At 68.8% G+C, this 14,098-nt stretch carries 11 protein-coding genes; 3 read left to right on the top strand and 8 right to left on the bottom strand.

Annotated elements, in window-relative coordinates; translation table 11 throughout:
* From WFM69_RS17990 to WFM69_RS18000, 3 genes are all read right to left on the bottom strand, one after another.
* Window positions 1-1,643: heavy metal translocating P-type ATPase (locus WFM69_RS17990; protein WP_337007024.1), on the bottom strand; the 1,643-nt coding region annotated here is incomplete at its 3' end.
* A gap of 64 nt (window positions 1,644-1,707) precedes the next feature.
* Complete coding sequence (locus WFM69_RS17995; RefSeq protein WP_337007026.1) at window positions 1,708-2,655, bottom strand: heavy-metal-associated domain-containing protein; 948 nt, start codon at window positions 2,653-2,655, stop codon at window positions 1,708-1,710.
* The gene (locus WFM69_RS18000) at window positions 2,655-2,864 is read right to left on the bottom strand and encodes a heavy-metal-associated domain-containing protein (RefSeq protein ID WP_337007028.1); all 210 of its coding nucleotides are present in this window, start codon (window positions 2,862-2,864) and stop codon (window positions 2,655-2,657) included. Before WFM69_RS18000 ends, WFM69_RS17995 begins: the two co-directional genes overlap by 1 nt.
* A gap of 185 nt (window positions 2,865-3,049) precedes the next feature.
* Here WFM69_RS18000 and WFM69_RS18005 point away from each other — a divergent pair, with 185 nt between their 5' ends.
* Window positions 3,050-3,988 carry an HAD family hydrolase gene (locus tag WFM69_RS18005; protein ID WP_337007030.1) on the top strand — a complete coding sequence of 313 codons (939 nt, stop codon included), beginning with the start codon at window positions 3,050-3,052 and terminating at the stop codon, window positions 3,986-3,988.
* A gap of 12 nt (window positions 3,989-4,000) precedes the next feature.
* On the opposite strand, the gene WFM69_RS18010 is transcribed toward WFM69_RS18005, so the two are convergent.
* The 4 genes from WFM69_RS18010 to WFM69_RS18025 form a co-directional block, all read right to left on the bottom strand.
* Entirely contained in the window at window positions 4,001-6,370 is a 2,370-nt protein-coding gene (locus tag WFM69_RS18010; protein ID WP_337007032.1) for an arylsulfatase, read from the bottom strand.
* Window positions 6,371-6,389: 19 nt separating this feature from the next.
* Window positions 6,390-8,723 carry an arylsulfatase gene (locus WFM69_RS18015; RefSeq protein ID WP_337007034.1) on the bottom strand — a complete coding sequence of 778 codons (2,334 nt, stop codon included), beginning with the start codon at window positions 8,721-8,723 and terminating at the stop codon, window positions 6,390-6,392.
* A gap of 81 nt (window positions 8,724-8,804) precedes the next feature.
* Window positions 8,805-10,151: a hypothetical protein gene (locus WFM69_RS18020; protein WP_337007036.1), complete on the bottom strand. Its 1,347-nt coding sequence runs from the start codon at window positions 10,149-10,151 to the stop codon at window positions 8,805-8,807.
* A 62-nt stretch (window positions 10,152-10,213) separates the two neighbouring features.
* The gene (locus WFM69_RS18025) at window positions 10,214-10,555 is read right to left on the bottom strand and encodes an SHOCT domain-containing protein (protein WP_337007038.1); all 342 of its coding nucleotides are present in this window, start codon (window positions 10,553-10,555) and stop codon (window positions 10,214-10,216) included.
* A 154-nt stretch (window positions 10,556-10,709) separates the two neighbouring features.
* On the opposite strand from WFM69_RS18025, the gene WFM69_RS18030 reads away from it, so the two are divergent.
* Together WFM69_RS18030 and WFM69_RS18035 are read left to right on the top strand one after the other, a co-directional pair.
* A complete protein-coding gene (locus WFM69_RS18030) occupies window positions 10,710-11,096 on the top strand; it encodes an SHOCT domain-containing protein (RefSeq protein ID WP_337007039.1) in 387 nt (128 codons plus the stop codon).
* A gap of 25 nt (window positions 11,097-11,121) precedes the next feature.
* Window positions 11,122-11,541, top strand: a complete 420-nt coding sequence (locus tag WFM69_RS18035) for a DUF6325 family protein (protein ID WP_337007040.1) — start codon at window positions 11,122-11,124, stop codon at window positions 11,539-11,541.
* Window positions 11,542-11,550: 9 nt separating this feature from the next.
* On the opposite strand, the gene WFM69_RS18040 is transcribed toward WFM69_RS18035, so the two are convergent.
* A complete protein-coding gene (locus tag WFM69_RS18040) occupies window positions 11,551-14,010 on the bottom strand; it encodes a LuxR C-terminal-related transcriptional regulator (RefSeq protein WP_337007042.1) in 2,460 nt (819 codons plus the stop codon).
* Window positions 14,011-14,098: the final 88 nt, after the last annotated feature.

The following is a 14,098-nucleotide window of genomic DNA, read 5'->3' on the forward strand; positions in this document are numbered from 1 at the left end:
GCCGCCTTGGCCGCGGTCAGCTCGGCCGGAAGATGCTGCGACCAGTCGGCGAGCAGCGATTCGCGTCCGACGAGCACCACGTGTCCGTCGACGATCCCGCGCACGCCCTGGCCTTCGATGTTGACGAACTCCTCGGGCACTGCGAGCGCACCGACCTCCTGGGTCGCCGCCTTCGCGACGGCCTGGGCGATGGGGTGCTCCGACGCGTCCTCGACCGCTCCCGCGAGCCGCAGCAGGTCGGCGCGCTCGACGCCGTCCGCGGTGTGCACGGCGACGAGGGTCATCCTCCCGCTGGTGACGGTGCCGGTCTTGTCGAGCACGACCGTGTCGACGCGGCGGGTGGACTCGAGCACCTCGGGTCCCTTGATCAGGATGCCCAGCTGCGCCCCCCGGCCCGTTCCCACCAGCAGCGCGGTGGGGGTGGCCAGTCCCAGCGCGCACGGGCACGCGATGATGAGCACGGCGACCGCAGCGGTGAAGGCGGCGGATGCCGGGAACCCGGCGCCGAGCCAGGCTCCGAGTGTGGCGAGCGCGATCGCGATGACGATCGGCACGAAGATCCCGGAGACCCGGTCGGCCAGACGCTGGACCTCGGCCTTCCCGGTCTGCGCCTCCTCCACGAGCTTCGCCATCTGCGCGAGCTGCGTGTCGGATCCGACCCGGGTCGCGCGGACGAGCAGGCGGCCCCCGGCGTTGACCGTCGCCCCGGTGACCGCGTCGCCCTCACCGACCTCGACCGGCACCGATTCGCCGGTCAGCATCGACGCGTCGACGGCAGACGTGCCGGACACGACGATCCCGTCGGTGGCGATCTTCTCGCCCGGACGCACGACGAACTCATCACCGGCCTTCAGCTCCCCCGTGGGGATGCGGGTCTCGACACCGTCGCGGATGACCGCGACCTCCTTGGCGCCGAGCTCCAGCAGCGCGCGCAACGCCGCCCCTGCCTGGCGCTTCGAGCGCTTCTCGAAGTAGCGTCCGGCGAGGATGAACATCGTCACGCCCGCGCCCACCTCGAGGTAGATGTTCGCCGCGCCGTCGCTCGGCGCGACGGTCAACTCGAACGGGTGCGTCATTCCCGGGACACCGGCCGTTCCGAAGAACAGCGCGTACAGCGACCACAGCAGGGCGGCGAGGGTGCCCATCGAGATCAGGGTGTCCATGGTCGCGGCGCCGTGGCGGAGGTTCGTCCAGGCCGCCTTGTGGAACGGCCACGCCGCCCACACGATCACGGGGCCGGCCAGGGCAAGCGACAGCCACTGCCAGTACAGGAACTGGAGCGCCGGGATCATCGCCATCGCGATGACGGGCACCGTCAGCACGATCGAGGCGATGAGCCTGTTGCGCAGACTCCGCAGCTCGTCGTCCTGCGGCTCATCGGCATCATCGGTACGCTGCGGCGAGACCGGGGCGGGAAGCGCCGCGGTGTACCCGGTCTTCTCGACCTCGGCGATGAGCAGCGACGGATCGAATCCGTCCGGAGCCCTCACCTTCGCCTTCTCGGTCGCGTAGTTCACCGTCGCCGTGACACCGTCGATCCGGTTGAGTTTCTTCTCGATCCGCATCGCGCACGATGCGCAGGTCATCCCGCCGATCTCCAGCTCCACGCTGGTCGTACCGGTTGCCGACGGCGTATCCGTCATGTCGATCTCCTCGATCCTTGCTGATCGCGTCGCGGGACGCGGAATGTTCTGCGGGGCCGCGGGCTCAGTGCCCGCTGTGGCCCTCGTCGTCGGTGACTGCACCCTCGGTGTCGCCGGGGTCCGCATCCAGCGCGAACTGCGCGGTGTGGACCGCTCCATCGACCTGGAAGTCGAGGTAGAGCAGGTATCGTCCGGCGGTCGGCGTCTGCGCGGTGAACGTCACCGTGGGGCCGGCCAGGTCGTTCGGCTCCGGCTCCTCGCCGTGCGCGTGCACGTGCAGGTAGGCCAGATCTCCCTGACGCAGCGCGACGAGGTGTCCGAACGCCCCCAGGTACGGCTGCAGAGCGGTGACGGGAGCGCCGTCACGGGTGACCTCGACGGTCAACTCGCTCCCCATGCCTGCCACGAGGTCGCCGGTGATCGTCACGTCGAAGCCGTCCACACGGGCGGTCCGCTGCACGGTCGTCGGCCGCGGCTGCACGTCGCCGGCGACGTCGACGGTGCGCGAGAGCGTCGCGCTCGTGCCGCCGTCGGCGGTGAAGTCGGCGAAGACCCGATAGGTTCCCGCCGCCTCCCAGGTCCACGGCAGCGACCAGGCACCGGTCGTGGTGTCGAGTGTCGGGTGCACGTGCCGGTAGCCGGATCCATCGCTGCGGACCACGATGAGGTGCAGCTGCTTGCCGTGTGCGGTCTCGTAGGCGACGAGCGGGTCGCCGGCGGCGTCGCGGATCAGGAAGGACAGCTCCCCCTCGGTCGCGACCTCCCCCGGCGCCTCGATCGCGTCGAGCACGAATCCCGATGCCTCGAGCGTGAGTCCGTTCACGTCCGTTCCTTCCTCTGCTCCCTCTCCGGGAGCCTCGTCTGCGGCGGCATCCTGATGGCCCGTCGCGCTGCGCGCAGTCCAGTCCGCGACCGCGCTGTCGGGCACGAGTGCGCCGGCCGCCGCGAACGCGGCGCCGAACACGATCACCATGCCCGCCCCGTAGATGCCGAGACGGCCGGGGGCGTTCATCAGGCGCGAACCGCCTGGTACCCGGCCTCGTCGACGGCGGCGAAGACCGCAGCATCGTCGACGGGCTGCGCGGCGGTCACGACCAGACGCCCCGTCTGCGCACTCACCTCGATGCCGTCGATGCCGGGGATCTGGCCCACTTCGTCACGGATCGCCATCTCGCAGTGTCCACAGGTCATTCCGGTCACCTGGTATTCGCTCGTGCTCATGACGTTTCCTCTCTCGCGGTCTCATACCCCTCTGGGGTACTCGATGACTCCAACCCTATACCCTCCCAGGGTATTCCGCGAATGCGAGGATCCCTCGCCCCGCCCGGGTGAGCAGCATCGGCGACGCCCCGCGCGCGCTGTCAGAGTGGGCCAATCCACCCCGCCCTCCGAGAGACGAGGACCCCATGACCGCCGCCGATACCCTCCCCTCCTGGCGTCACACCCGGACCCGCGCCGACATCGAGGCGTTCGTCGCCTCCGTGACCGAAGGGCCTGACGCCGTTCCGGTCGCCGAGCGGATCGCGGTGTTCGACAACGACGGCACGCTCTGGTCGGAGAAGCCGATGCCCACCCAGCTGCACTACGTGGTGGAGCAGTGGCGCGCGGCCGCCGAGCGAAACCCCGACCTCGCGACCCGACAGCCGTACCTCGCCGCTGTGAGCGGAGACTTCGGCTGGTTGGGATCCGCGATCGACAAGCACTACACCGGCGACGACTCCGACCTCACGATCATCATCCAGGCGCTCGTCGGGCTCACCGACGGCATGAGCGTCGAGGACTACGCCCGCTCCGTCGAGGAGTTCTATCGCACTGCGCAGCATCCGATCCTGCGGCGTCCCTACTCCGCGGCGGTGTACCAGCCCATGGTCGAGCTGCTCCGCTACCTCGAGCAGCACGGCTTCACGTGCTACATCGTGTCGGGCGGCGAACGCGACTTCATGCGGCCGATGACGCAGTCCAACTACGGCATCCCGCCGGAGCGCGTGGTCGGATCCGCCTTCGGGCTCGCGTGGGACGACGATGCCGCGACCGTGCGCTACTCGTCGTCGCTGGCGTTCTTCGACGACGGCCCGGAGAAGCCCGTGCGCATCTGGACGCGGATCGGTCGACGCCCCCTGTTCGCCGGTGGCAACTCCAACGGCGACACGGCCATGCTCGACTTCTCCCGACGGGGCCCCCGCCCGGGGTTCGCGCTCCTGATCCACCACGACGACCCGGACCGCGGTGACACGCCATACGATGCCGGCGCCGAGAAGGCACTCGCGGCCGCCGACGACAGCGGCTACTGCGTCGTCAGCGTGCGCGACGACTGGGACACGATCTTCGCGAACACGTCGATCTGAGTCCGACGCCCCTCAATCCAACTGGGTGGCAAGCTTGAGCCGCTCATGTCCGGTCGCCTCACGCACCGCCGGCAGATCGAATGTCACGGCGTTGATCCGCCCCGTGAACGGGAACAGCCCCCGATCGGCGTAGTCGGCGCACACGGGCGACACGCAGTCCATGCCCACATCCATCGTCTCGGTGCCGCACCGCATCGGGATCTGCTCCGGAAGGTGCAGGTCGCCGACGGCAGCGCCGTCGATCGTCATGCTCACCTCGGCGGGTCCCCCGGGGACGGCGGATGCGGGTGCGAATGTCACGGTGATCGTGTGCGCGCCCGGTTCGAGCCCTTCCAGGGAGATGAGGTCGTACCTGCGGATGCCGAAGAAGTTGTAGTGCAGGCGCGCCTTCCCCTGCCACCCGAACAACGACCATCCGGCCGCGTCACCGCCCAGCGCGAAGACGACCCCGTCCATGCCGGAATCCGGCACCTCGACCTCGGCGGTCAGGGTGAGCGGGACGCTGACGAGCTTCGGTCCGCTTCCCTCCGGCAGTCGCACCATGCCCTCGTGGAAGGTGACGCGGTCGCGACCGGCGAAGAAGCTCGGGCGCAGAGTGACGTCGAGTCTTTCGGCGAACGTGTCATCCAGCGGCAGCACCCCGTAGCGGGCGGCCTCCGCCATGAACATGTCCTGGAGCGCTCGCAACCGCCCCGGTTCACGCGCGGCGAGGTCATCGGACTGACTGAAGTCACGCGCGACGTCGTACAGCTCCCAGACGTCGTCGGCCCAGGTGTACGTTCCCGAGGTCTCCCAGGGCAGGCGTCCGTGCCGGCACGACGCGATCCACCCGTCCGCGTACATCGCGCGGTTGCCGAACATCTCGAAGTACTGCTTGCGATGGCGGCTCGGGGTCTCGGCATGCTCGGGGAGGAACGTGTACGCGAAGCTGGTTCCTTCCAGGGGCTTCTGAATGACGCCGTTGACCTCGGTCGGCGCGGTCATCCCGACGATCTCGAGCAGCGTGGGGGCGACGTCGATCACGTGGTGGAACTGCGACCGAATCGCGCCGACATCGCTGATCCGACGCGGCCAGGAGACGATCATGCTGTTCCGGGTGCCGCCGAAGTGCGACGCGACCTGCTTGGTCCACTGGAACGGCGTGTCCCCTGCGTGCGCCCATCCGACGGCGTAGTGCGGCGAGGTGCCCGGCTCGCCCCACGTGTCGAGGAAGCCGATGGCCTCGTCGATCGTGGGCTGTCGGCCGTTCAGGCTCATGAGCTCGTTCGGCGTGCCCACCAGCGACCCCTCCCCGCTGGAGCCGTTGTCTCCGATGATGTAGATCACGACCGTGTTGTCGGTCTCACCGAGTCCGTCGATCGCATCGACGACACGACCCACCTCGTGGTCGGCATGCTCGAGGAAGTCGGCGAAGTTCTCGGCCTGACGAGCGAACAGGCGACGGTGCTCCTCGGGCTGACTGTCCCACGACGGGATCTGGTCCGGCCGCTCGGTGAGCGCCGTTCCGGCGGGGATGATCCCCGCGTCGAGCTGGTTCTGGTGCACGATGCGCCGGTACTCGTCCCACCCGGCGTCGAACCTCCCGGCGTTTCGTCCACGCCAGTCGCGCGGCGGCTGATGCGGTGCATGCGCGGCGCCGGTCGACAGATACGCCAGGAACGGTCGATCCGGTGCGATGGCCTTCTGCGTCTCGATCCACGAGATGCATTTGTCGGCGAGGTCCGTCGTGAGGTGATAGCCGTCCTCGGGGCGGGCCGGGGGTTCGACGGCCCGCGTCCCCTCGTAGAGCGACGGGTAGAACTGATCGGTCTCGCCGGAGATGAACCCGTAGAAGTAGTCGAAGCCCTGGCTGGTCGGCCAGTTGTCGAACGGACCGGCCGGACTCGTCTGGTTGTCGGGCACGTTGTGGTTCTTGCCGAACCAGGCGGAGGTGTAGCCGGCGTTCTTCAGCAGCTCGGCGAACGTCGCCGTGCCCTTGGGGATGATGCCGCTGTACCCGGGATAGCCGGTCGCCATCTCCTGGATCACCCCGGTGGCGACGGTGTGATGGTTGCGGCCGGTGAGCAGCGCTGCCCGCGTCGGCGAGCACAGCGCCGTGGTGTGGAACTGGTTGTAGAACAGACCGCGCCCGGCCAGCCGCTCGGCCGTCGGCATCCGCACCAGTCCGCCGTTGACGCTCGGCCATCCGAACCCGACGTCGTCGATCAGCACGAGAAGGATATTGGGGGCATCGGGGCGTGCCGACCTCGGTGGCGGGAAGTCCGGAACCGATTCGGTCGCATGCAGACCGATCTCCGCGTTCGGATACGACCATTCCGGTGCGGGCAGGTGATTCCGATCCACCGTGACCGGGAACATCGTCTTCTCATCGCCGCTGGGCATCTGCGTGTCTCCGATTCGGCTATTCGCGAGACAGCATGGCGGCCGCCTCGCGTTCGAGATCGAGGTACTGTTCGGCACTGACATCGACGGCGACGCCGAGCAGCTCCCCTCCGGTGAACGGGAACGGGTTGCGGTACTGCCGGCTGACCGGATCCGCGCTGTCCCAACCGACGCACAGGCCGTCTCCGCACAGCGTGAACTTGCCCACCTGCGCGCGCATCGGGCCGGAGGCGACGGCATGATCATCGACGTAGAGCGTGGTGGTACCCACCGACTCGCCGTGCTCTCCCGCTCCTTCCCGCACGAACTCCACCCCGAGCGTGTGCGGTCCGGGAGCGAGCTCCTCCGACGTGAACGACTGTTCCGGGGGAATACCGAGGAAGTTGTACACGTAGGTGAGCCGGTTGTCCTTGAGGAAGAGGGAATGTCCGCCGAACCGGGAGCCGTGCGCGAACAGCACCCCCTGCGCGCCCTCCTCGAGCACGACATCGGCGACGATCTTGTACGAGCGCCCCCGCACGTTGACCGCGACGCTCTCGGGCACGGCGGCAGTGCCGGGGAAGTACACGTAGCGTTCGCGCGGCGGCTCGGCCTGCGGCCGCTCGACGTTCAGCACATCCCGCGCCGAGCGGTCGTCGAGCGGCAGGGCGAAGTTCGCCTCCGCCTCGGTGAACCATGCGGCGATCAGCTCCTGGAGTTTCTCCGGATGCGCGTCCGCCAGGTCGTGCGACTCGGAGCGGTCCTCGGCGACGTGGTACAGCTCCCACACGTCGTCGTCGAAGTGCCCCTTCCCGCTCAGGGGCGCGTGCACGGCAGCGGCCTTCCATCCGTCCTTCCAGATCCCGCGGGTTCCGAGCATCGAGTAGTACTGGACCTTCTTCTGCGTCGGGCCATCCGGCGCGGCATCGAAGCTGTACTTCATCGAGACACCGTCGAGCGGGTGCTGCGCCACGCCGCGGAACGTCTCCGGCATCTCGATGCCGATGACATCGAGCACGGTCGCGACCACGTCCACCGAGTGGTGGTACTGGTGGCGCAGCTCGCCCGCGGCCTCGATCCCCTTCGGCCAGTGGATGACCATGGGGTCGCAGGTCCCTCCGGCGAACTGGGAGTAGCGCTTGAACATCTGGAACGGCGTCGAGAACGCCGTCGCCCACCCGGTCGGATAGTGGTTGTAGGTGTCGGCCGAACCGAGCCGGTCGATCATCGTCAGGTTCTCGGCGAGGTCGTCCGGGTAGCCGTTGAAGAACTTGTTCTCGTTGACGGATCCGTCGGGCGACCCTTCTCCCGACGCGCCGTTGTCGGCGCAGTAGAACACGAGCGTGTTGTCGAGCTGTCCCGTGTCCTCGAGGTAGTCGATGATGCGGCCGACCTGCGCGTCGGTGTACTCCGAGAAACCCGCGAACACTTCGGCGAACCGGGCGAACAGCCGGCGCTCGTCGTCGTTCAGCTCGGCCCACGGGCGCACATGGTCGGCGGGGTTCGCGACCTCGTCGGGCAGCGGGTTGACCGGGGTCATGGCGGTCCCCTCGGGCAGCACCCCCTTCTCGATCATGCGGGCGAGCACCCACTCGCGGTAGGCGTCGTACCCGTCGTCGAAGGCCCCCTTGTACTTCGCGATGTACTCCTCGGGAGCGTGGTGCGGCGCATGGTTCGCACCGGGGCAGAACCACAGGTACCAGGGCTTCGATGGGTTGGATGCCTGCTGGTTGCGGATCATCGCGAGCGCTTGATCCGCCAGATCCTTGGAGAGGTGATACCCCTCCTCGGGAGTGGCCGGCGCCTCGATGAAGTGGTTGTCCTCGACGAGGTCGGGATACCAGTTGTTGGTCTCGCCGCCGAGGAACCCGTAGAACCGGTCGAAGCCGAGTTGCACGGGCCACATCGAACGATCCCCTCCGGGGGCGTTGTCCTCCTCGGGGACGTTGTGGTCCTTGCCCACCCAGAACGTCGAGTATCCGTTCTTCTGCAGGATCTGCCCGATCGTCGCGCACTCCTCCGGCAGCCGACCCGCGAACCCGGGGAATCCGTTGGTTCCCTCCATGATGACGCCGGCGCGGTTCACGTGGTGATTGCGGCCGGTGAGCATCGTCGACCGTGTCGGCGAGCAGAGCGCGGTGGTGTGCCATTGCGTGTACGTGAGCCCGCCCGCGGCGAGTCGGTCCAGGGTCGGCATGCTGATGCGCCCGCCGTACGGCGACCAGGAAGCGAGGCCGGTGTCGTCGTACAACACGATCAGCACGTTGGGGGCGCCCTCCGGTGCCGCCTTGAGCTCGTACGGCGACCAGTCGGGAATCGAGTCCCGTACGTCGAGCTTGATCTCTCCGGCGAAGTCCGAGTTGAATCCCGACATCGTCTCTCCTTCGGTCACGAGGTACGAAGAACCTGTCTGGAGCCGAGTATCGGGGATTCGCGGTCGCTTCGGGGGCGGGCGTCACCCCGGGAGGGTGACCTGCTCCTCCGTCGCCGCCTCCGCGGCCTCGCCCTCTGCGTCTGCGTCGAGTTCAGGATCGGGCCGACGCAGCAGCTCGACGATGATCACGAGCACCACGAGCCCGATCGCGACGCCGAAGACGCTGCCGAACGACACCGGGCGCGTCACGACGAGCACGAGCACCCCAAGGGCCATCCCCGCGATGAGGATCGGCCCGCGGAAGCGATCGACGGCCTGACCGAATCGTCCGGTCGATACGCCGCGCCTCTCTGCCGCACCCCGGACCGCGGCGAACCCGCTCTCGAACAGGCCACGGAGAGTTCGGGCGCTGCGGCTCGACCCGGCGAGCCACGCCCACACGGCGATCAGCACGCCGACGAGCGCGAGCGCCACGATCGTCGAGCTGAGCAAGGACGTGACCTCGTCGAACAGGGACTGCGCGGCCGCGGCCGTCATGATCGACGGGCTCACGCTGTGGATGAAGAACGTGCGACCGATGCCCATGCCACCCGCGAGCAGCAGGAATGCCGCCGCGAACGCCGCACTCGTCCAGAACAGCGCGCGAAGACGGTTCCTGGCCAGCAGGATGCCGACGACGACGAGCCCCAGCACCACCCACGGCAGCCAGAAACCCGCGGCGACGGCGATCTGGTACAGCGTGCGCACGAGAACGAGCGCATCGGCCTGCGCGATCGGGATCGAGCGGTCGATCTCCGGGATGAGATCGGCAGCGCCGACACCTTGTTCCTGCAGCGCAGCCTTCACCCGATCCACCACCAGACCCAGATCGATCGACAGCACACCGTCGTCCGCGAGCTGCAGCGCCGTGTCCGGGCTGTCCTGCATGATCGCGATCGCCCGCTCATGCGTGACACGCAACGACTGGGCCCAGATGTCGGCGAACTGATCGGACGCCACGACGTTGTGGATCACCCCGTCCACGAGCGATGTCAATCCGCTCGCGGCCGGCGCCTGCAGCAGCGAGAGTGCCGAGGCGGCGCGCGGCGGGAGGTCGAGGGCCTTCAGACCGTCGAACACCTCCCCCACCACCGCGTCGAAGTCGACCTGCTCATGGATCGCCTTGCTGACCTGGTCGGCGACGAAATCCTGCACGTCGGGATCCTGGGCGAGCGGAGCGAACGTCTCCACGAATCGATCCGTGTCGACGAGCTGGAGGCGCGCCCACGTGCCCATGGCCGCGATCGGTGCGATCAGCACCGCGACCGCGAGAGCGATACCGGCCACGATGCTGCGCGCGATCGGCCGACGGCGGCGCGGCGCCTTGAGCGTCGCGTTCTCTTGCTCCAACAGCTGGACCCGGGCCCGCAGGTCGTCCAGTTCGCTCATTCGCTCTCCTCGTCCACCGCACGTGTCTCATTCCGCAGGCTCCGACCGAGGAGCGGAACCGTCTAGCTCAGCAGCTTCTGCTTCGCCGCAGCGAACTCCTCGTCGGACAGCACTCCGGATTCCTTCAGCGTGGCGAGCTGCTGCAGCTTCGCGATCATATCGTCGCCTCCGCTCGCCGCCGGGGCGCTCGGCGGAGCCGCGTTCGCCACCGCGTTCTGCGCTGCGGCGTCGATCTGCATCTGCTGCTGCGCAGCCTCGTACTGCTGCTGCTCGTAGGCGCTCTGCGCTCTGCGCTGCTGGCCGCGCGCGGCTGCTCCGCTGACGGCGCTCGCGGTGCCGGCGACGACGGCCGTCCGCGCGGCGAGCCCGATCAGACCGGGACGACCGACTCTCCTGAGTGGCATGGGATCCGCCTTCCTGAGGTGACGATCTCATGCTGGCATCGCCCCCTCCTCCCGCAGCCCCGTGCTCACCCCAACCGGGTGAGCATCACCCCCGGGCAGGGTTGCCGCACTGCGACGATCACGGAACGCAGTCATTCGACGAGAGGAGTCGGACATGTCCGTATGGGAAAGCTTCTGGGACATCATCTGGTGGTTCTTCTGGGTCTTCGTGTTCATCTCCTACCTGATGGTGCTCTTCAACATCGTGGCGGACCTGTTCCGAGACCATGCCCTGAACGGATGGTGGAAGGCCCTGTGGATCATCTTCCTGATCTTCGTGCCGTTCCTCACCGCGCTGGTGTATCTGATCGCACGCGGACGGGGGATGAACGAACGCAGCGTCACCTCCTATCGCCAGCAGCAGGATGCCGCCGACTCGTACATCCGCAGCGTCGCGGCCTCCAGCCCCAGCGACGAGATCGACAAGGCGTCGAAGCTCCTCGCCGCCGGCACCATCACCCAGGACGAGTTCGCCGCCATCAAGGCGCGTGCGCTCGGCTGATCGTGGGACCGGGGTGGCCGGCGTGATGAGGAATCCGCTCGGCGACGTGGAGTTCGTCGTCGTGCACCTCGACGACGACCACCTCAGTCCGGTCGTGCTCGAAGCGCTGCTCCGGCAGGTCGAGGCCGGGGCGGTCCGTCTGCTGGACTTCCTCGTCATCCGGCGTCTCGGGGGCGACGCCTTCCACCTCGCCGAGGTCGACGGCGACGAGTTCGCCCTCGCCGGGCTCGGACTCGAGGCCCCCGGTCTCATCAGCGAAGACGATGTGCGTCACTTCGCATCGGGGTTGCCGGTGGGCTCCCTCGCCGCGCTGATCCTGGTCGAGCAGACCTGGGGCGAACGTTTCTCGCGCGACGTGCGGCTGCGCGGTGATCGTGTCGTCGCGACGCAGCCGATCCCCGCGAGGGTGGTCAACGCGGTGCTCGCCGACGCGGAGCGTTCCTGATCCCACCCGTCAGACGGTCGTCTGCACGGCCGCCCGCCGCGAGGTCACCCCGAGCTTGCGGTAGATGGCCCGCTGATGGGTCTTCACCGTGTTGATCGACACCTGCAGCTCGCGGGCGATCTCGGGGAGGGTCCGCGCCGTCTGCAACTGCTGGAAGACGTCGCGTTCGCGTTCCGACAGCGCATCGATCACGGAGCCGGCCGCGTCGATGGCCAGACAACGGCCGATGAAGTCCTCGAACTGGGTTCCGAAGTGCACATGCTCGTTCAGCAGCTTGCGCACGGCGGACTCGCGTGGGCCGAAGGGCAGGCGGATGTTCTCCCCCGACGCGACCGCGACCGCGGCCTCGCACAGCTCGTGCGCCTCGTCCGCATGGCCGGTCTGTCGACGGATGAGCGCCGCCGTGATCAGGGTCGCCGATTTCACGTACGACACCTCGCCGAACGCCCGCACCGACCGCAGCATCTCCAGCGCGGACGGGAGATCCCCGGCGCGGCGGAGCACTCCCGCGAGAGCCACGCTCACCACGGGCAGGTCCGGGCAGTGGAGGTACTTCCGGGCGATCCGGATCGCCCGCTCCTGCCGGCCCACCGCCTCCTCCAGCAGCGCGACGGACGACTCGCGCAGAGCCGACCACGATACGCCGTGCGCGATCTGCAGCGGGATGTCCTGGATGCCGATCGCCGCGCGGCGGCAGGCGGCGATGTCGCGCGTCTCGGCGGCGGAGTACGCGATCATCATGCGCGCCAGGCTCGCGAACGACCGATCGCCGCTGCGGGTGGCCGTGAGCTCGCCGAAGTGCGCGATCGCCGTATCGGATTCCCCCGCCCAATAGGCGACGAATCCCGCGGCCGCGGCCGCGCTGCCCCCGGCGTAGGTGTTCCCGCCGGAACGAGCGTCCTCCCAGCGTCCGACGATCGCGAGCGATTCCTGCGCGTCGACCAGTCGCCCCGCCTGCGCCTGACCGAAGGAGAGATGTCCGAAGGCCCGCGCCGTCTGCTCCGGATCGCCCCCGCCGTGCGCCTCCCGCGCGGCGGCCGAGAAGTATTCGATCGCGAGTTCCGGGTTGCCTCGATGCCGGATCTCCGCCCACCCCATCAGGTGATTGAGGGCGGCGCGGTCGCCGAGTTCGGTCGGGTCGGCCTCCGACAGCATCCGGCGCACACGCGCGCACGCCTGCTCGACGGTCGCGGGCTCATCGGCGATGAACAGGCGGGCGATGTGGAGCACGCCCGATTCGACGGTCTCATCGTCGTCTCCCATCGCCGCCTCGGCCCGCCGGAACAGCTCTCGCGCCACGCGGTGGTCACCCAGCACGTCGCTCGCGCATGCCCGCACCAACAGCACCGGCGCATCCTCCGGGGTCAGTCGGAGCAGCTCGGTCGCTGTGCGCTCGACCTCGCCCGCACCGGGACCGACGACCAGCCCCAGCCAGTGCCGGAGCAGCGTCGCCCGGGCGATCGCGACGTCTCCCGCCCGGAGCGAATGCGCGATCGACGCGACCGGATCGACCGCCTCCAGGGCAGCGGCCGCGCGCCGATGACATGCCGCGAGACGGTCGCGATCATGCCGGGCGATCTCGGCGCATTGCCGCGCGAACGCCGTGTGCCAGCGGTACACCGCGCCATGCGGTCCGTCGAACCGATCGAGGAACAGTCCGAGCCGAAGACACGAGTCGAGCAGCTCTGCCGCGTCAGGGCGCTCTGTCACCGTCGCGGCGAGGGCCGGGGTGAGTTCGACGCAGACCGTCGCGTCGAGAACGAAGCGCGCGATGTCGGCCGGGAGCGCACCGAGCACATGCTCCTGCACGTAGTCGCCGAGGAAGCTCGTCATGCCCTGGGTGTGCGGATCCCGTCGCGCACCTCCGATCGTCATCAGCCGCACGGCGATCGGCCAGCCCTGGGTCTGCTCCAGGATCGTCTCGGGAGAGAGCGCGCACTGCGTGTCTCCCGCGAGGAGTTGCGCCACCTCCGCCTCCGTGAAGGCGAGCGACTCCGCACCCACGAACGAACCGGGGTGGGTGAGCCGGTGGCGTGACAGCGTCAACTCAAGCATCGTCGTGCCGACCAGGACCACGTGCAGGCTGTCCGGCGCCTGTTCCACGAGCATGCCGAGCAGGCCGCGCCGCCAGTCCTCACCGGCGCGCTGCGCGTCGTCGATGATGAGGTGGAAGCGCTCCTCGACGCCTTCCAGTGCGTCGCAGATCTCCTGGTACGCGCGCCACGGGTCGTCGAGATCACGGGAGAGCGCCAGCGGACGCCCCGCACGCTCCGCTCCGACGAGCAGGGCATTGACCACACCGTGCGTGAGACGGGCGGGATCGGCGTCGGAGGAGCACAGCGCGAGCCATGCCGTCTGCTCGAGGCCGGATGCCCAGTCCCCGACCGCCGTCGTCTTGCCGAAGCCGCTCGGAGCACTGATCACGGTCAACGCGCCGACGGACGCCGCGCGGTCGATCTCCGCACTCACCCGATCGCGTCGGATGGAGCCGGGCTGTGGCGCCGGGGGCCGGAATCGCACGGTGGGACCCTGGCTCGTCGAGCGTACGGGGGGCGAC

The organism is Microbacterium sp. LB12, from assembly GCF_037150835.1.
Classification (GTDB): domain Bacteria; phylum Actinomycetota; class Actinomycetes; order Actinomycetales; family Microbacteriaceae; genus Microbacterium.

What these genes read in the sequence shown, in the direction of transcription:
- WFM69_RS17995 (WP_337007026.1), bottom strand. Translation starts at nt 2,655, where the DNA reads ATGAACGCCCCCGGCCGTCTCGGCATCTACGGGGCGGGCATGGTGATC.
- WFM69_RS18020 (WP_337007036.1), bottom strand. Translation starts at nt 10,151, where the DNA reads ATGAGCGAACTGGACGACCTGCGGGCCCGGGTCCAGCTGTTGGAGCAA.
- WFM69_RS18035 (WP_337007040.1), top strand. Translation starts at nt 11,122, where the DNA reads ATGAGGAATCCGCTCGGCGACGTGGAGTTCGTCGTCGTGCACCTCGAC.
- WFM69_RS18025 (WP_337007038.1), bottom strand. Translation starts at nt 10,555, where the DNA reads ATGCCACTCAGGAGAGTCGGTCGTCCCGGTCTGATCGGGCTCGCCGCG.
- WFM69_RS18015 (WP_337007034.1), bottom strand. Translation starts at nt 8,723, where the DNA reads ATGTCGGGATTCAACTCGGACTTCGCCGGAGAGATCAAGCTCGACGTA.
- WFM69_RS18005 (WP_337007030.1), top strand. Translation starts at nt 3,050, where the DNA reads ATGACCGCCGCCGATACCCTCCCCTCCTGGCGTCACACCCGGACCCGC.
- WFM69_RS18000 (WP_337007028.1), bottom strand. Translation starts at nt 2,864, where the DNA reads ATGAGCACGAGCGAATACCAGGTGACCGGAATGACCTGTGGACACTGC.
- WFM69_RS18010 (WP_337007032.1), bottom strand. Translation starts at nt 6,370, where the DNA reads ATGCCCAGCGGCGATGAGAAGACGATGTTCCCGGTCACGGTGGATCGG.
- WFM69_RS18030 (WP_337007039.1), top strand. Translation starts at nt 10,710, where the DNA reads ATGTCCGTATGGGAAAGCTTCTGGGACATCATCTGGTGGTTCTTCTGG.